This is a genomic window from Nostoc sp. 'Peltigera membranacea cyanobiont' 232 (assembly GCF_002245985.1).
In the GTDB taxonomy this organism is placed as follows: domain Bacteria; phylum Cyanobacteriota; class Cyanobacteriia; order Cyanobacteriales; family Nostocaceae; genus Nostoc.
Genome location: NZ_NOLK01000160.1, coordinates 1 through 18,570, shown reverse-complemented (window position 1 = coordinate 18,570; position 18,570 = coordinate 1). Strand labels below are relative to the sequence as shown.

The window sequence follows — 18,570 nt, the reverse complement described above, 5'->3', positions numbered from 1 at the left end:
CCTCTGCCCCTCTGCTCCTCTGCCCCTCTGCCCCTCTGCTCCTCTGCCCCTCTGCCCCTTTCCTCAAGCTAAATGCGGGTAACGCCAAGGGGTCTCCCCAAGTGGAGCCTGTGGCGTGGATTTAGGGGGATCTAAAACTTTTGATACCGACAAGAGGACTTTTCAAACATCCTCTAAAAGAGAATTGCTAATTTTGATAAGCGTAGGCGTAGACATCGCTTCCACCTTGTTGGATGCAAAATCCAGATTAATACAGGTTAAAAATAACTTTAAGTAATACCTTAGTAAGTTGGCAATAAATAAAGTCAACTATTAAAGCTTGTCATTTGTTATTTACAAGTGTGAAATCGGCTGATGCAGCTTTCACTAGTGGCAGGAAAAGTGACAATCAATACAGTTATGTTAGCTATGTTTATTTATACCCACCTATCCGATCGCCATCCAGCAAGAATGTATTATTTATCACAATTAATAATTAATTTAAGAACAGGTAAGTAACTGTTGAATAACTGTTTTAAAACATGAAACAATGAGGAGATAGCTAAGACAGTAAAGAAAAAAGCACGTAGATAATTAGCGATATGAAGCAATCTAAGAGCAATCGGAAACGCGGACTTGTCCTAACGATCGCTGGGCTAAAGCGTTTACAAGCAGCGATTTTGGCGATGGAGAAGGTTCAAAACAATGGCAATCACTTCACTCTAGAAGATTTAGGCGATCGCATGAATGTTTCCACCAAAACCCTAAACCGATTATGGTCGTTGAATACAGGCGTGGATCAAAAAACCCTGAAATTGTGCTTTACCGCCTTTAACCTAGAATTATACAGGGAAGACTATGCAATTTTGAGTGAGCCGAATAATACTGAAAGCTCTCGAACTTTCTCACTCAGTTTGGATACACAACAGAAAAGAATGTCTCAGTCTTTATCCTTGGATCTATTTGTTACTCAGCATTATGGTCAACTCGAAAATCTTTGGTCATACCCAGACGGCCCCGTACCTCTAGATTCGCCGTTTTATGTCGAACGTTCTCCCATTGAGGAACTAGTTTATCGAGAAATAATTCAACCAGGCTGTGTAATCCGAATTCGAGCGCCAAGAGAGATGGGTAAAAGTTCTCTTGTGCTGCGGCTGTTAGCCTTTGCCCAAATGCAAGGTTATCGCCCGGTGAACCTAAATTGCAAGCAAATTGAAGCGAGCTGTCTGAGAGACTTAAACAAGCTTTTGCGTTCTTTTTGCTGGCAAATTGCAACAGCATTAGGTATAGAACCCAAGTTAGATGACAACTGGGATGACGAAATCGGCTGTAAGTTGAGTTGCAGTTTATACTTGCAATCTTATTTGCTCAAGCAGAGTAAAAGTCCAGTGGTTTTAGTGTTAAATGAGGTTGACCGCTTTTTTGAATATCCTGAAATTGCTCAAGAGTTCTTTGGTTTGTTGCGTTCTTGGTATGAGGACGCACGACAAGATACCCAATTACACAAACTAAGGCTAGTGGTTGTTTACTCTACAGAAGTGTACGTCTCCCTGGATATCAACCGTTCCCCATTTAATATCGGACTACCGATTCATCTGCCAGAATTTACTAAGCATCAAGTCGAATATTTAGCCCAACGACATGGGCTAGACTGGACTTCTGGTAACGAGACTACGCAACTGATGTCTCTAGTGGGGGGACATCCAGCCTTAATTCGCATTGCTCTGTATTATCTCTGCTGTCAAAGAATTACTTTAGAAGAACTGGTACAGGAAGCGATCGCTAACGGCGGTATCTACCGTTATCATTTATGGCGACACTGGGCAATCTTGCAAGAAAATTCCAGTTTGGTAAAAGCATATATTGAAGTTGTGGGCGCAAAGCAAAGCATTTCTCTCAATCCCATTGATGCTCATAAGCTCGAAAGCTTGGGGCTGATAACTTATGAAGGCGATCGCATTCTACCGCGTTGTCAACTCTACCGTGCTTACTTTAAAAAACAACTAGGCGTTGCTGAATTTGAATATAAATCATTGCAGAAACGTGCTTGAAAAAACTCTCAGGTACTTTTTCTCTCACGTTTCTATGCTCATTAAAACTCTGGGCAGAGAATTCCTTTGCCCAGAATTTTAATAAGCGTCAATCTTACTTTTCCTTTAGGAGTGCCGATTTCGATATTTACAACCAAAAAGAATTAACTATTTGACCAATAAAGCTGATAATCCTCGATAAAAAATGTTCCATTATTGGAAGACATTTTGAAAAAGAAGTAATAATCTCCTGGCTCCCAAATACTAAATTCCTGCTCTTGTTCTTGAGCAGTAGCTGTCGAACCACCGTTGGGGATAGTCATGCTAGCAGTTTGTGTTCCGTTCTGCGCTCTCATCAGAAAAACTTCCAACAGAGAAAAACCCTGTAGTTCGGCAGAATAACGAATTCTGAAGCGGATTTTTCCTCCATTTCGGAGAGTCTTTTGAACAGAAAAATTTTCAGTTTGAATGGGATTTCCAGACAGTTTAATGCCCTGGTCTTGTGTTAAAATATGGTTTTGCTCTACTGAACTCATTAGTTTTCCTCCTCAAAAGTAATAGGGTCTATTGAGATAGTTACATTCTTGACAAATGTATTTTGGTAAGAATTCAGTACAGGCTAAAGCCCCCGCTATCACTAACAGGAATCATAAGTCAGAATTTAGAAAGAGTCTAATATAGGAATCCGGTTTGATTTCTGAAAATATCCGTAGGATGTGTTAGCACGGAGAGTACGGCATCAAACCCTTGATAATAGTGCGTTACGAACTCCGTTCTAACACACTCTACAATACCTAATTTCGTTCAAAAATCAAATAGTAATCCTATATGATTGGTAAGTAAGTTGCTCAAATTAAATATAAAATCTCACACTGTCTCCGGCTTCCCTCTCCTTAGTAAAGAGAGGGATTGAGGGTGAGGTTTGATCGTTATATTTAATTACGCCTACCTACTTATATGCGATTAATCAAGTTTTATTTTGATTCTCTAATTATTCTGATTTCTGAATTCTTACTATCCCGTTTGTATTTTCCCGTCATTGCCAAGAAAATGCAACGACAGATAAGACAGTTAAGACAGTTAAGAAAATACTTAAAAAATTGATTGCAAAAAAATAATCTAGACTTAACGGTTAACTATATAGGACTCATATTTGATTTTTGAAATACACGTAGGGTGTGTTATGCCGTAGGCTTAACGCACCACCCTTTATGTTTTGGTGCGTTACGGAAGCCGTAACACACCCTACACATACTTAGATTCAGAATTCTGGATTTGGAATTCTTCTTCAAGAAACTTGTATATCTTGGAGCTTTGCCACCATTTCTGCACGCGCCGAAACCTTCAACTTACGAAACATCCTCTTCAAAGCTTGTTTGACAGAATTTTGCGTAATCCAAAGTTTTTCCCCAATTTCTGCGTTTGTTAACCCCTGTCCGACTAACTCGGCAATTTGTAACTCCCGCGCTGTTAGAGGACTTACTAAAAGGGAATGGGATATTTTTGGTTTTGTCCGCAGAGTTGCCATTTTTGCTGACAAATGAATGCATAAGGCACTCAAATCGGCTAAATCGTTGCCGTTAAAAGCAGGATTTCCCTTATCACGAGCTAAGTTAAGCGTTCCGACAAGGCGACCATCGCAAACAATTGGCCCAGTCATTACGTGTTCGTGATCGGAACGCGAACAAAAATGCTTCCAGTCTTTTGGTGATAATAACAACTGCTCATGGGCGGGAGCATGACGCTCAACCACGTAGCGCCCGACTGGATTGCTTTCTAAGCATACTGCTGGAATACCTTGAACATCGATTTGGGCCGTTGGCTGCTCATTTAGGAAATAAATGCCCCAATTTTGCACGCCAAAATGCTCACCAATTTTATCCGTGAGAGCTAGCCTTAATTCTTGCTCATTTTGGACATTGGCGATCGCATGAAATATGGCGTGGAGAGAATTAACCATAAGTGTAAAGTGTACCCAGTTGGGGACTATCCAAGCCTCAACAATTACTTCTATGCTAATACCAAGGAAACTAAAACGCTAATTACAGTAGCGACTAGGAGAAGCAACATGACAGTTACACAACTCTCTGCTCAGGAACTTTTCCGGGCTGCTTATGAGAACCGCTATACTTGGGACAAAAATTTCCCAGGCTATACTGCAAATATTACCTATAAGCATGAGGATAAAGTTTTTACAGGCAAAGTTATCATCAGCGCTAATCTCAAAGCCGAAGTTTTGGATGTAGATGACGAGTCGGCCAAGCAGGCAATTCATGGTCAAGCATGGGAGATAGCAATTCACCGTATCCGCCGCCGCTTTGAAGACACCCACAGCGCCAATACATTTAGCTATGGTAAAACTGACGAAACTGGTGCGGTTGAGCTTTTAATGGGTGGTAAGGCTGAGGGCGATAAATATAAAGTTCGCAATAATGAAGTATGCCATGTTCACCGTCTAATCCACGCTACTTTTGTGACAATTGACACCTTCAGCAGTCATGACACTGGAGAAGGCTACCTGTCCCATACTTATGACTCTGTGTATCATGACCCCAAAACTGGGGAACAAAAAGGCGGTAAAAGCGAATTTATCGATGAATATGAAAAAGTTGGTGACTATTTCATCCTAAATCGTCGGGAGATTCGCACCGAGACAGCAGGACAATTATCTACTCAAGAATTTGTCTTCTCTGACATCAAATTGTTGGAACCTGTTGCTGCTTAAGCTTTATTTGGGAATTTAAACATTAGCGTCGGCACAGCCCCCCGCAGGCAGTGCCGACGCTAATGTTTAACATTTTAAGCAATATGCGATCGCCTTAATTTCAATCAAAACATAATATTATGTATTAAGTAAAAATAAGCTGCCAGCCAATAATAAAAATTGCTATATCCGCAAAAATATGACTGATGTATCCAGTCCAAATTGAGCGATAGGTTAAGTAGCACCACGACCATACTACTCCTGCAATAAACACGCCCAATGAGCATAATATAGTGGTTTTCCAATCGAAGTAGGCTGATAGACCTACAACGTGATGAATTGTAAAAAATAGCCCACAGATTACTACAGCCAAAGGGGAAGTTAGTAATATTTCACATTTGCGGTACACAAACCAACGCCAGACAAACTCCTCAAGCAAAGAATTGATGAATATCCAGTATGCTGCACCTACTAAATAAATAGTAAAACTGTTCAATCCGACCTGATTTGCTCTATCTCGAACATATTCAACATCTATCCACTGTGCGCCCAGGAGCCAATAAACAATCAAGATTATGGATAGCATCAATAGTCCTAATCCGGCTCCAACTAACAAATCGCGTCTCTTCGGATATTCAAATTTTAAATTCTCTTTATCGACAAATAACAACCAAATAATGGGTATAGCTAGCAACCATATTTTAGAGAAAAGAGCTATTAAATGTCCTATTATTCCAGGAAGGATATACAGTTCAGTTGCAACACCAATGCTAGGAACTGGCACAAGCAACAACAAACCTAGTAGTGCATTTAAATTGGGGCTATCTTTCAACATGCAAAGGTTTTCCTGTATTTCGATGCTTTAAATTTTTCCTAATATAGGAATCCTATTTAATTTTTTAAAAAAATCAGTACAACTCAAAGAGCCTTCTTTGCTGTTGTCTGCTACACAAATAAATTCAAAAATCAAAGCGGACTTCTATATATGTGAAGTATAAAACTTTAGTACTACAATCGGAATTAAAGCAGGTGACAGTTTGCACGTCGTCACATAATTTTATTAATTCTGAAATTTTTTTAATATTCAAAGATTACTATAGGAATCCGGTTTTATTTCTGAAAATATACGTAGATACGTAGGGTGTGTTAGCGATAGCGTAACGCACCTAAGCATAAATCGTGGTGCGTTACGAACTCCGTTCTAACACACCCTACAATATCTAATTTTGTTCAAAAATAAAATAGTAATCCTATATGGGCATCTAAAGGTAGCATCCATTATAATCTCCAAACTCACTAATAAAATGGAGTGCTTTTTAGCACTCCATCGCTACAATATTATTCTTCTGTTAGCTAACCGAACTCGAATTACTGAAAAATAATGAGGTGGAAATTAGAACCCTTTTTGCCACTACTTAAGTCACAATATAAGGCGAGTCAATCGCCGCTACACGACCAGCATCTAGCAAGGCTTGATATACCATAACTGTTACCTCAGCGCGTGTAGCATCGCGGGTGGGATTAAATTGTTTGAGGTTCGGGTGATTGACAATAATCCCCTTGTCTATAGCTTTTACGACCTCATCTTTAGCATAATCAGGAATCTTTGCTTGGTCATCAAAAGCTTTGATAGATGCTGTACCATCAGCAGATAATCCCAACCCATTCACTAGGGAGACAATCACTTGCACGCGCTGGATATTTTTGTTGGGGCTAAAGGTATTGTCAGGAAAACCAGAGAGAAATAAACCTTGATATGCCTGTTGAATTACCTTGGATGCCCAAAATTCTGCTGGTACATCTTTGAATTTGATTGCAGAGCGATTTGGTGGTGGGTTGAAAGCTTTTACCAGTAATGCGGCATATTGCGCCCGTGTCATTGTAGCATCAGGTTTAAATGTGCGATCGGGAAAACCATTAACTATCCCTAATTTGACTAATTCCCGAATAAAGCCACCTGCCCAATGATTACCAATATCGGTTAATTCAATAGTGGGAGTTGGTGTTGGTGTCGGAGTTGGTGTGGGAGTTGGTGTTGGCGTTGGCGTTGGTGTGGGAGTTGGCGTTGGTGTTGGTGTGGGAGTTGGCGTTGGTGTTGGTGTGGGAGTTGGCGTTGGCGTTGGCGTTGGCGTTGGCGTTGGTGTGGGAGTTGGCGTTGGCGTTGGCGTTGGCGTTGGCGTTGGCGTTGGTGTGGGCGTTGGAGTTGGTGTCGGAGTTGGTGTCGGAGTTGGTGTGGGAACCGAACTATCTGCAAACTCTATGTTTCCTGTAACTTTAGACGCATTTATTTTATTTCCCACAGAAACCAGCTTATTGGAACTGGCATTTTGCAAATCGAATTTACCGTTATTTTGTAGAGTATTCCCTCCTGGATTATTGGTACTGCCGATATCTGGTAAGGCAGTTCCAATCACTGTAATCCCATCGTCAGTGTTATTTTCGCTGACATTGTTACGCAATACAGGGCGAGTACTCCCAGAGATGACAATTCCAGAACGGTTTTCCGAAAGTTTGTTATCTCGAAGTATGGGTGATGCAGTATCACTAATGGCGATGCCAAAACCTGTTTTGACACAGGTATTACCTTGAATTTGACCTTTGGAATTTTTAGCGATCGCAATTCCATTGGCTGCATTCTCTCTGAATACATTATTTAGAATAACTGGGTTAGCGTCACCTGTAGTAAATACTCCCTCCCGCTTACAGTTGATGAAGGTGCTATTGGCAACAGTCGGAGCCGTTGATTCAATCCAGACACCACTACCACGGCTAGCCGAATTTGTTACAGTCACCCCCCGTAATTCAGCTTTGTCTGACAGCACAAATGTGACATTTTGACCAGCAAAAGTACGGCTCAGGTAGTTACCACTCCCTTCAATCAAAATACCATTACCAATGTTTGTTTCATCACCCACTACTGTCACACCCGATGGAACAGTTAGCGGAAATATTTCACCGCTAACAGCATTGTAATTACCATTTGCTAGTTGAATTTTGGTTTTATCTGTAGCAACCTTAAGGGCTTGAGTAATAGTTTTGAACGGGGCTTGTTGGCTACCAACGTTGGTATCACTACCTGATACTGGATTTACATAAAAAGTCTGAGCCATATTTATACTTCCAAAAAATACATAGCTATCCTAACGCTAACCATGAAACTGGGTAGCGGTTGATGCATTAAGTAACTTAAAGTACTTCTCACTGAAAAGTTAAAAAATTATGCCAAGACAAAAGTCATTACATTAATTTAAGTTAATATTTTATACATAATATTAAGTAATTTTAGAGAATATCACCCAAGCAAATTGAAAGGTTTACGCCGACTGGATATTTTAATAGAATAATCTCATCAAAAGATTCGCAGAAACATCAATGGACTGGATTACGCTACTGCGATCGCTACAGTCTGATTTTATTAAAAGGTTAACATCTGGTTGTTTGCTCCATTGTGAAACAGAAGGTCAACATAGTGAATTAACTATAATCTCTGGAGAGAGACTAAAGGCACTACGAGAATTTTGCTGGTTGATGGCTGAGAAATATAAGCGTGTTTCGCCAGTCCGTGACGTTTTTATCAGCTATCTCAAAGGTAAATTGGGTGAGGAAGTTGTCAAAGAACGTTTAGCAGATTTTATTACCGAAGTCGATTATGAAAAGCGATTCGGCGGCGATGGCAATATAGATTTTACCTTGACTTCTGACCCATCTATTGGTATAGAAGTTAAATCTCGTCACGGTAATATTGATAGAGTTAGATGGTCAGTTAGTTCTGAAGAAGTTGAAAAAAATGCAGTTGTAGTTTGCATTTTTATTCAAGAAGATGTGAGTGAAGCACAATCTCAGTATCACCTTTTTTTGGCTGGCTTTCTGCCAACCCGGATGATTAAATTAAAGACTGGTAAAATTTCCTTTGGGATAGACCAATTACTGTATGGTGGTGGCTTACTTTGTTATTTAGAACAGTTACAATCTTCTCTAAATAACTCTTTTCGGCAACAACCATCAATTTACAAATATCTTCCGAAACCGGAAATTTTATCTAAACCAGCTAATAATCAGTTGCTAAAATCTTTTTTTCAACCTGAATATAGTAATGAAGATTTAAATACACTTTATGTAAAATTAGGAGATGAATGTTTTGAGAAAGGAGAATATCCCAATGCGATCGCTAACTATACTAAAGCGTTAAAAGTAAAGTCTAGCGATATTGATTTATATTATAAACGAGGTTTAGCTCATTATCAACTAGGAGATTATGAAGCTGCGATCGCAGATTATTCTCAGGCAATCTATATAAATATTCATGATGCCAAATCTTACAATAAACGAGGATTAGCTCTATCTCAACTGGGGCGATTAGAAGAAGCAATTAATGATTATACAGAGGCTATCAGAATTAACCCTAATGTTGCTGTTGCTTATAAAAACCGGGCTGAAGCTCGTTCTCATGTAGGAGATAACCAAGGAGCAATTGAAGATTATACCCAGGCGATTAAAATTAACCCTCATTATGCTGATGCTTATAAAAATCGTGGAATTGCTCGTTATTTATTAGGTTCTCAGTCGGTATTTCCCCAAGCAATCAAGATTAATCCTCAAGATGCCATAGCTTATAAAAAACGTGGTAATGCTCGTTCTGATTTAGGAGATTTTGAAGGAGCAATTGAAGATTATACTCAGTCAATTCAGATTAATCCTAATTATGCCGATGCTTACTACAACCGTGGTAATGCTCGTTCTGATTTAGGAGATTTTCAGGGAGCAATTGAAGATTATACTCAAGCAATCCAGATTAATTCAAATTATGCCGATGCTTATTACAATCGTGGCAATATCCGTTTAGAAGTAGCAGATAAACAGGGAGCAATTGAAGATTTTCAAAAAGCGGCCGACATCTATCGGAAAGAGGGTAAACTAGAAGCGCTCAAAGATACACGAGAAAGAATATTAGATTTAGAAATCGAAGAATCATTAGATATTTTAAAATTCTAGGCAATTAATTTATTGTAGAGACGGCGATTCATCGCGTCTCTTGCCTTAACGATAAATTCAGATACCCGACTTCTTTAAGAAGCCGGGTATCTAATGGATTCGCTTACTTAACTCAAAAAATCGTTCCAGTTTCTTTCAAATAAACCCGTGTAAATGGTTCATCTTCAGCCAAAGTGTAATCTTCAATCAACCCTTTACGACGGACAGAGATACTGTTACCTTTTCTAATTACCACAGTAGAGCTATCAAAGACATCCCGCGCCAGGATCATTTCAGTTTCGGTGGGATTATCCAAAACGACGATATTACTACTCAGGTAAAACATCCCGTCTTCATCTAAGATTTCTTCTGCATATTCGGCAATTAGCAAATCAAGTTTGGGATGGCGCAGCAAAGTTTGGACGTTGCTATTGTAGTTTTTGCTTAATACTTTTTTCGAGCGATTCACAAAAACTGCATCACGACAAACGGCCCCTACTGTCAAGTCGGGATGTTGCAAAAGGATATGGTCAATGGTTTCTTGCAGTTCTTCGACTGAGATTTTATTAAAGGTAATAATCGGTATCCTCGCATCTGTACCCGACTCAAAAAAGGTTTCTAAAATATGAGAAGGTACATCAACACTTTCACCTTCAGAAGGTTTAAGATGCATTAAAACTCCCGGTGCAGCATTGATTTCTAGGATAGCGAAGTTACTCGATTTCCAAGATTCTGCGAGACTTTTGGTAATGACATCAATCCCCAGACAAGTCAGTTGAAAGTGTTGGGCAATATCTTGCGCCAAGATAATATTGTCAGCATGAACTGTCTGGGTTGCATCAATGCTCATACCTCCGGCTGAAAGATTGGCAACTTTACGCAGATAAACAGTGCGTCCTTTTTCAATTACACTGTCTAATGATAAACGCTGTTCCTCTAAGTAAAGTTCCATCGCTTCATCAACCTGAATTTTACTCATAGGTGAGGTAGGCGTGTCTAAACGTGCGGGTTTGCGGTTCTCTAGACGGATTAATTCTGCAAGCGTTAAGTAGCCATCACCAACAACCGATGCTGGACGACGTTCTGTGGCGGCGACAAATCTGCCATTGACACACAACATGCGAAAATCCGATCCAGAAATACTTTTTTCAACAATTATCCGAGTTAGTTGATCTTCAGGAATCGCTGCTAATGCCCTATGATAAGCAGATTCCACTTCTTTTGAGTCTTGTACGTCAGCCGTAACGCCAATTCCTTTGTGACCTACCACTGGCTTAACCGCCACTGGGTAGCCAATTTTTCTTGCCGTGGCCAAGGCTTCTTTTTCAGTAAAGACGATATCGCCTTCAGGGACTGGGAAACCCAAGGTTTTTAAAAATGCCTTGCAGTCATCCTTACGGGTGGTGAACTCCGAATCTAAATGACTATCACAGTTAAATGTTGTCGCTACTCCCCGGACATGTTTTTTTCCAAAGCCGTATTGCATTAATCCTTCTTCCCACAAATAAAAGGCGGGAATACCTTTTTCGTAGGCTGTTCGCAATAGAGCGTAGACCGTCGGGCCACCATAGACGGATGCGCGGAATCTATTTTGCAGCCTCACTAGCTGCTCATCAAAGTTAAAGTCCTCGTCTTGAGTAACGGCTTCAAACCAATCCCAAACAAAATAAGCTACTTCTCTAGTTGTGCGTTCGTGTAGTGATTGGACGCTAATTCGCAGGAAGTCTGGATATGGTTTAACACTCCAATGGTTAAGGTGCAAATCCATGTCTAGTTTTCCGACTTCGGACACAACTTGGGCAAACAGATGGGCATGGGATTCGTAGCTTTGGCTGCCCAGATTTGGATAGCGATCGCCTATGCTTGCAATATAATCTTCAATGGGCAAAGGCTCTCTAGAGTCAATTAGAGCAAAGTCAAATACTAGCGCCCCTGTATCTAAATAGGGGTTGGGCCCAATGTAATGCTTGAAGTTGAAAATATCGAATACATCCGTTCTTCTAGCATTAATGCGGACTAAATCACTGCTTTTTTGTAGAACCATTGATTACGAACCTTTGGCTAAACACCCTGAAATTTATATGCTGAATTATCGTTACTCAGACTTATTGATTGTAGGTTGCTTCACATTCATTCTAGAGAGTGATGGCAAAGCCATTGATCTAATCAGAACCTACATTAAGCCTATTAGTAAGCATTTTTAACTATCTCAAGGCATAATTAAATCCCCCTTCCTAAGCCAAGATAGTCACTTCATCCTCATGAATAGTCAAAGATATAACCTTTGAAAGGTGCAATACCCATCACCGAGGTTGTATAAGTAGATATGTGGTATTGAAAAGACAGCAAAGTATGAATAGCACACAAGCTGCTCTAAGAGATGAAATTCGAGAACTTGCTGAGGAAGCTTTTCACCAAAAGCTGATCTCTGGACATGGTGATGGGCCAGACTCAAATGAGTATCAAATTGTCTATCAAGGCAAACCTAGGCATCTCCCACTAGAACAAGCACGTTTTTTCTTGACTAACTTGCTCTACAGAAGTCGCATTCATTAGGACTCATAATCAGATATCTAATTGCACCCAGCTAGGGTTAATACCAACAATTACAAAATAAATTTTCAATCGGCAATTAGCAACATAGTCAACAACGCCTCTAGAAGATATTTATAGAGGCAGTTGCTCTTGGGTTTTTATTTAGTCAAGGAAAATTAATTTTGAGGGGGAGCTATTTTCTATGTACTTTTTCTGAAAAATCTTTTGGTCTAATTGCGATGTCTAACGACAAGCCGCTGACGCTCCTTCTCTGCGAGACGCTACGCGAACGTCGCTACCGCTTCGCTAATGCGTCTACACAAATTTTGATACTACCTTCTATCAGGTAATCTACCATAGGGATGATTTGATAGTTGAGTATGTCATGGTTTAGTGAAATTTATTAACTCACATCAGGGGGCATCATGGTGGAAAGTAATCCCAAACGGCAGCTAGTAATTATTGGGGGAGCTGAAGATAAGGAAGGGGATTGCCAAATTCTGCGGGACTTTGTGCGACGCGCTGGCGGTACGAAAGCATACATTGCGATTATGACGGCGGCGACAGAATTACCAAGAGAAGTTGGAGAAAATTATATTAGAGTATTTGAGCGGTTGGGAGCTGAGAATGTTCGCATTCTTGATACAGAAACCCGCGAAGACGCATCTTCATCTACCGCATTGGAAGCAATTAATAAAGCAACTGGGATATTTTTTACCGGCGGAGACCAAGCTCGCATCACCAACATCCTCAAGGATACCGAAATCGATGTGGCGATTCATAAACGGTTTGGGGAAGGTATAGTTATCGCAGGCACAAGTGCCGGAGCGGCCGTGATGCCAGATAAAATGATCGTGGAAGGTGATTCGCAGACACATCCTCGAATTGAAACTGTCGAAATGGGCCCTGGTCTAGGCTTTTTACCAGGGGTGGTAATTGACCAGCATTTTTCCCAACGCGGACGCTTGGGACGCTTAATTTCAGCTTTAATACTAGAACCTGCTGTTTTGGGGTTCGGTATTGACGAAAATACCGCTATGGTCGTCACAGATAACCAAATTGAAGTGATTGGTGAGGGTGCGGTGACTATTGTTGATGAATCAGAGGCTACATACAACAATATGGGCGAAATTTTGAAGGATGAGTCTTTGGCGATTTTCGGAGCAAAGCTTCATATCTTGCCACATGGCTTCAAATTTGACTTGAAAACCCGCCAACCCATCCCTGGTAATCGCTCTGTGGCAAATCTCCCTGTATCTGTTGCTTAAATCAACACCCAATTTTTAATAGGTTTGATAATTAATACTTGTAGATTAGTGACATTTATCTTTTAAATATCCTTCCAAATACTTTCAGGAATAGGGGACATAGCCCCTCTTTTTTAGAGTAAAGGGAGGATTTATTATTATATATAGGACTTAAGCAAAAAGGCAGTGAAAACCTTGATTTACCGTAGGGACAACACCTGATGAAAGATATCTTCTGCTTTTGGGAACACTAGATTTAACCACCAGACTTAACAGGAAGGGGGTGATGCCTAAAGGCGAATGGAATAACAGAGCGAAAAATACAATTACCCATAACATACCTAAAACCAGTGAAGCGTAATACAATTACCCATGAATTTGACTCTGGTTCACAAGCAGAAATAGTACCTCCACAGGAAAGTGATGACAATTTATCGGAAGCGTCCAAGCTACTACGGCAAGGAATTAAACAGCAGCAAACTGGTGAATTAATCGCGGCCCTGAAGTCTTTACAACAATCCTTGGGGCTATTTCAGGCAGTTGGGGATTTGCAAAAACAGGCACAGGCGCTTTCTTTTTTAGGATTGGTAACTTACAGCGCCGGAGATTATAAGGGTGCTATCTCTTACTCAGAGGAGTGTTTGTCTTTGCTCAATAACACCTCAGATTTAGTATTGCAAATGCAAGCACTTTCCCATTTAGGCAATTCATACCGTCACCTGAATGACCATAATAAGGCTATTGAGTTTCTGCAAAAGTGTTTGAAAATAACGCAACAGCTGCAAGACAAACGGAGTCAAGTGGCGGCACTGAATAATTTGGGATTGGTATATAAAGCTTTGAGCAACTTTACACAGGCTATTGAGTATCAGCAGCAAAGCCTAGAGATTGTGCGGGAACTCAAAGATAACTGGGGCGAGGAACAGGTACTCAAAAATTTGGGTAATGCTTGGTATGCTTTGAATAATTACCCAAAAGCGATCGCCTATTATGAACAGTGTGTAGTACTGGCACGCTCCTTAAAAAATGTTCGCAGTGCTTTGCAGGTGCTAAAGAATCTAGGGAATGCTTGTTATGCTTTAGGTGATTATCCTAAAGCCATTAAGTATTATGAAGATCGGTTGGAATTAGCTAGAGAGATTCAAGACAAGCGTAGCGAAGAACAGTCTTTAGGTAGTTTAGGAGTTGCTTGTGAAGCTTTGGGTGACTATAACAAAGCAATTACATATTATGAACAACGTTTGTTGTTAGCTAGGAATATCAAAGACCGTCGCAGTGAAGAAGAAGCTCTCGATCGTCTGAAAGTCGCTTGCTACGCTTTGGGTGATTATGCCAAAGCTATGCAATACCAACAAGGAACATCTCCAAATAGTTAAAAAGCAAGAGAAGGAAACAATTCCAAATTACTCGCACAGATCCATTCACTCCATTGTATTTTGTTGCTGGAGATATCTGAGAACTTCTAATATATCAACTTGGGGAAATTGGGCGTAAAAATTACTTACACTCCAGAAGGGTTCTGGTGTTTCCAAGACAATTGTGCGATCGCCCCACTGTTCTAACCAAGGTAGCAATTTTTGTGGCGCTACTGGAGTACACAGCCAAACTGCTGCTGGCGAAAGCGTTTTGATGGCAGTTGCCGCTACTGCTATTGTCATACCTGTAGCAATGCCATCATCAACTAAAATGACCGTAGCATTCTCGGCATTTACCTGCGGACAAGCAGTAATTAATTGAGCTTCAAGAGACTTAGCTTGGTTGATGGCTTTATTTAAAGCGACTTCCCGCAATCGGGTATCATGTTGAGGGCGAAATAGCTTTTGATTGCTCCAAAGAACATTTCCAGAAGTAGTGACTGCACCAATAGCTAACTCTGGGTTTTCTGGATGGCTAATCTTTTTGGCTACGACGATTGTCAACGGACAATCCAAAAGACGTGCTATTGGTGCTGCAACTGGTACACCCCCTCTTGGCAAAGCATAAACAATTGGTACAGGCTTTACCCCAGAATCAATAGTTTGCTGAGTCAAAACATCATGAATCACTTGCGCCAATAATTCACCCGCATGGGTGCGATCGGCGAAAAATGGGGTATGTGACATGGTTTCCCCCAGCATCTTAGGACGGCACTGCTTTTATCATGACTGAATTTTGTCTCAAATTAACTGATACAATAAGATTTGTATAAAAAATAAGTATTCAGCAAAAGTCTATTTATTCTGATAAATCTCCAATCAGAGCAGTATTTAACTCAGATAAGACAGATGGCGCTGATGCCAAAATCCTAATTTTCATGAGCAGCGAAACCCAACTTAGCCTCTTCGACGACTCAAACTTTAACCAACGAGAACTGATTCCCACAGACGCGAAAATTGCGATCGCTCCCGGAACTTATTCTGACATAACGGAGTTGACACAGGATTGCGATCGTTGCCACCGTTGTCCATTGGGAGACACTCGCACTCATGCTGTTGTCGGACGCGGTAATCTCAAAGCACCAATTATGGTTATAGGAGAAGCACCTGGTCAAAATGAAGATGAAACCGGTTTACCATTTGTAGGCAGATCGGGGCAGTTACTAGAGAAAATTTTGGCATCTGTAAATCTGACTACTGAGCATGATGTATACATTGCTAATATAAATAAATGTCGCCCACCAGATAATAGAGTTCCTACTCCAACAGAAGTGGCGGCTTGTCTACCTTACTTACTAGAACAAATTCGCCTAGTTGACCCTAAAATAATTTTGTTAACAGGTGCAACTGCTGTCAAAAGCATCACTGGTGATAAGCGAGGAATTACGAAAATTCGCGGGCAGTGGCTGGAGTGGGAAGGACGTTTATGTATGCCAATTTTTCATCCTTCATACTTGCTGCGTAACCCTTCTAAAGAAAAAGGTGCGCCTAAATGGTTGATGTGGCAGGATATCCAGACAGTGCGGGCCAAGTTAGACGAAATTCAAAATAACAGCTAATTTGGTGGAATTATCCAAAATAAATACAAACTACAACTGCATTTTTTTTAGCTTATGTCTTACAATATGCCAGAGCTTTGACTATTAGCTCTGCCATGATTACCCAAAGATTCTCTTCTGATAACTTTCCTTCAAACGGAAGTTCAAAGTTTGACGGTGGATTTTGATTTTTCTCCTCTTCTCTGTACATAGTTGCTAATAATACTAAATGTACTGATGACGAATGGCGATCCAAGGCTTTTGGGTCATTCTAGATTGTTTTCTTGCACCTGACAAGGTTTTTCTAGTCTGATAATCCATAGCTATTACCTTTTTTTATTTTTTCAGCAAGCCCTAATTATGCGAACTTGATATTAGCATGGAGAGTAAGGCACCAAACCCTCGATAATGGTGCGTTACGAACTGCGTTCTAACACACCCTACAATACCTAATTTTGTTCAAAAATCAAATATGATTTTTATAGAATTGGAATATAGCTAGCATTACAGCTTCTAAGCAATAAATATCGTTATGAGTAGCGTAGTCTTATTATTAATTGGTTTAGGAACTTCTTTCTTCGCTTGGAGAAGTAAAGACGAAATTCATCGAATTGCGGCTATGTTAGCTGGAACAATTTCTCTAGTTTGGGGGTTTTCTTTAGCTCCCGTGTCATTTCAATTGGTATTTGAAATCATCTCAGTTTTAGCGGCTTTCTTTGTTTGTATGCGTTGTTTGGGTTGTGGTTTTAACCGAGATTGATTTTTAACTTGATAACGTATTAGCTTTCTGACTTCTTCAGGAGACAGATTTAGTAATTTAGCAGTCATCGCTTCTATATGTACTAAAACAAAAAATAGCACAGCAAGCATCGGAGAAAAATATGCACGTGGATGCTATAATGTCATACAATAATTACATGTATCAAGTAATTGATTCACTGCCAGATGCTTTATTAGTAACCAGTAACGTAGGAAAGATAAAAAAACTAAATAATGCAGCTCAACAATTATTTGGTTTTAGTGAAGAAGAATTAATTAATCAGCCAATATCAAGAATAATTGATGACGATCAAGTATTAATAGAAGCCATTTATCAACATTCTTATTTTAGGCAAAACTTCCAGAACTTCGAGGTAGTTTGTCGAACTAAAACTAGAGAAAAGCGGTTGATTGCTTTTTCTTGTTCAGTAATTCCGAAAAAAATCAAAGGATTAGAAGATATTGTCTACATTGGTCGAGATATTACTGCTCGACAACATCGAGAACAGCGTACAAGTACCCAGTATGCTATCACTCGGATATTATCAGAATCCCAGAGTGTAAAGCAGGCAATTCCGCAAATTTTGCAGTCGATTTGTCAAAACTTAGGATGGGATTTAGGCGAACTTTGGACACCAAGTCAATATATTGGCACATCGGTACATGAACACAGCCTCAATACAGTACTAAGGTGTGTAGAAATTTGGTCAAGTCGAGTAATTTCTGTGCGAGAGTTTAAAGCAATCACCTGGCAAACTACTTATACACCAAGTGTTGGCTTACCTGGTCGAATTTGGATTAGACGTTTACCCCTTTGGATTCAAGATATTACAGAAGATGGAGATAAAAGGCGATCGCAACCTGCGGCTGAAGCTGGATTGCACGCAGCTTTTGGTTTCCCCATTTTAGACGATAGTGAAATCTTAGGAGTGATGGTTTTCTTTAGCCGGGACGTACAACTAAAAGATAAAGAACTATTGCAAATGATGGGTTCTATTGGTAGTCAAATTGCCCAGTTTATCAAACGCAAACAAGCAGAAAATGCTTTTAATACTGAGAATAACCAAAACCTCAACCTCCGTATCGGCATTCCTCGCGGTTCTGTAGTGGCGAGAGTAATTGACCTCAACAAATTTACTTACGATCTTTGGGGAGACACGATAAACATCGCTAGCTGCATGGAATCCCAAGGTATTGTTGGTAAAATACAGGTTACAGAAAATACTTATAAGTCTTTGCGTAATGAATTTTTATTTGAAAAGCGGGGGGAAATCGAAGTTCAAGGTAAAGGGAAAATGACAACTTATTTTTTAATTGGACAAAAGGGATGAGGGGCATTGGGCATGAGGCATTGGGCATTAGTTATTTCTCCCCTGCTCCCCCTGCCTCCCC

At 40.2% G+C, this 18,570-nt stretch carries 14 protein-coding genes and 1 pseudogene; 9 read left to right on the top strand and 6 right to left on the bottom strand.

The window, feature by feature from the left end; translation table 11 throughout:
• Positions 1-581 precede the first annotated feature (581 nt).
• Positions 582-2,030, top strand: coding sequence for an AAA-like domain-containing protein (locus CDG79_RS32895; RefSeq protein WP_094345868.1), 1,449 nt, complete (start codon positions 582-584; stop codon positions 2,028-2,030).
• 143 nt (positions 2,031-2,173) lie between these two features.
• Here the strand turns inward: CDG79_RS32895 and CDG79_RS32890 are convergent, their stop codons facing one another.
• Positions 2,174-2,545 carry a hypothetical protein gene (locus CDG79_RS32890; RefSeq protein ID WP_094345867.1) on the bottom strand — a complete coding sequence of 124 codons (372 nt, stop codon included), beginning with the start codon at positions 2,543-2,545 and terminating at the stop codon, positions 2,174-2,176.
• Positions 2,546-3,297: 752 nt separating this feature from the next.
• Positions 3,298-3,969, bottom strand: a complete 672-nt coding sequence (locus CDG79_RS32885) for a LuxR C-terminal-related transcriptional regulator (protein WP_094345866.1) — start codon at positions 3,967-3,969, stop codon at positions 3,298-3,300.
• A 108-nt stretch (positions 3,970-4,077) separates the two neighbouring features.
• Between CDG79_RS32885 and CDG79_RS32880 the strand changes: the two genes are divergently transcribed.
• A complete protein-coding gene (locus CDG79_RS32880) occupies positions 4,078-4,734 on the top strand; it encodes a DUF3386 domain-containing protein (protein WP_094345865.1) in 657 nt (218 codons plus the stop codon).
• Between the two features lie 124 nt (positions 4,735-4,858).
• On the opposite strand, the gene CDG79_RS32875 is transcribed toward CDG79_RS32880, so the two are convergent.
• Both CDG79_RS32875 and CDG79_RS32870 read right to left on the bottom strand, forming a co-directional pair.
• Positions 4,859-5,548, bottom strand: coding sequence for a CPBP family intramembrane glutamic endopeptidase (locus CDG79_RS32875; protein WP_094345864.1), 690 nt, complete (start codon positions 5,546-5,548; stop codon positions 4,859-4,861).
• Positions 5,549-6,128: 580 nt separating this feature from the next.
• Complete coding sequence (locus CDG79_RS32870; RefSeq protein ID WP_094345863.1) at positions 6,129-7,823, bottom strand: DUF1565 domain-containing protein; 1,695 nt, start codon at positions 7,821-7,823, stop codon at positions 6,129-6,131.
• 262 nt (positions 7,824-8,085) lie between these two features.
• On the opposite strand from CDG79_RS32870, the gene CDG79_RS32865 reads away from it, so the two are divergent.
• Positions 8,086-9,705, top strand: coding sequence for a tetratricopeptide repeat protein (locus CDG79_RS32865; protein ID WP_094345862.1), 1,620 nt, complete (start codon positions 8,086-8,088; stop codon positions 9,703-9,705).
• A 112-nt stretch (positions 9,706-9,817) separates the two neighbouring features.
• Here CDG79_RS32865 and CDG79_RS32860 read toward each other — a convergent pair whose 3' ends face one another.
• The gene (locus CDG79_RS32860) at positions 9,818-11,728 is read right to left on the bottom strand and encodes an acetate--CoA ligase family protein (protein WP_094345861.1); all 1,911 of its coding nucleotides are present in this window, start codon (positions 11,726-11,728) and stop codon (positions 9,818-9,820) included.
• A 308-nt stretch (positions 11,729-12,036) separates the two neighbouring features.
• On the opposite strand from CDG79_RS32860, the gene CDG79_RS32855 reads away from it, so the two are divergent.
• The 3 genes and pseudogenes from CDG79_RS32855 to CDG79_RS32845 all read left to right on the top strand — a co-directional run bounded on the left by CDG79_RS32855 (position 12,037) and on the right by CDG79_RS32845 (position 14,842).
• A complete protein-coding gene (locus CDG79_RS32855; RefSeq protein WP_094332144.1) occupies positions 12,037-12,240 on the top strand; it encodes a hypothetical protein in 204 nt (67 codons plus the stop codon).
• 404 nt (positions 12,241-12,644) lie between these two features.
• Positions 12,645-13,487, top strand: coding sequence for a cyanophycinase (locus CDG79_RS32850; protein WP_094332143.1), 843 nt, complete (start codon positions 12,645-12,647; stop codon positions 13,485-13,487).
• Between the two features lie 265 nt (positions 13,488-13,752).
• A pseudogene (locus tag CDG79_RS32845) lies at positions 13,753-14,842 on the top strand (tetratricopeptide repeat protein).
• 45 nt (positions 14,843-14,887) lie between these two features.
• Here CDG79_RS32845 and CDG79_RS32840 read toward each other — a convergent pair.
• Positions 14,888-15,568 carry a phosphoribosyltransferase gene (locus CDG79_RS32840; protein ID WP_094345869.1) on the bottom strand — a complete coding sequence of 227 codons (681 nt, stop codon included), beginning with the start codon at positions 15,566-15,568 and terminating at the stop codon, positions 14,888-14,890.
• A 191-nt stretch (positions 15,569-15,759) separates the two neighbouring features.
• Between CDG79_RS32840 and CDG79_RS32835 the strand changes: the two genes are divergently transcribed.
• The 3 genes from CDG79_RS32835 to CDG79_RS32825 all read left to right on the top strand — a co-directional run bounded on the left by CDG79_RS32835 (position 15,760) and on the right by CDG79_RS32825 (position 18,509).
• Positions 15,760-16,440, top strand: coding sequence for a uracil-DNA glycosylase (locus tag CDG79_RS32835; protein ID WP_094345860.1), 681 nt, complete (start codon positions 15,760-15,762; stop codon positions 16,438-16,440).
• Between the two features lie 511 nt (positions 16,441-16,951).
• Positions 16,952-17,179 carry a hypothetical protein gene (locus CDG79_RS32830; protein ID WP_094345859.1) on the top strand — a complete coding sequence of 76 codons (228 nt, stop codon included), beginning with the start codon at positions 16,952-16,954 and terminating at the stop codon, positions 17,177-17,179.
• A gap of 139 nt (positions 17,180-17,318) precedes the next feature.
• Entirely contained in the window at positions 17,319-18,509 is a 1,191-nt protein-coding gene (locus CDG79_RS32825; protein WP_317616635.1) for an adenylate/guanylate cyclase domain-containing protein, read from the top strand.
• Positions 18,510-18,570: the final 61 nt, after the last annotated feature.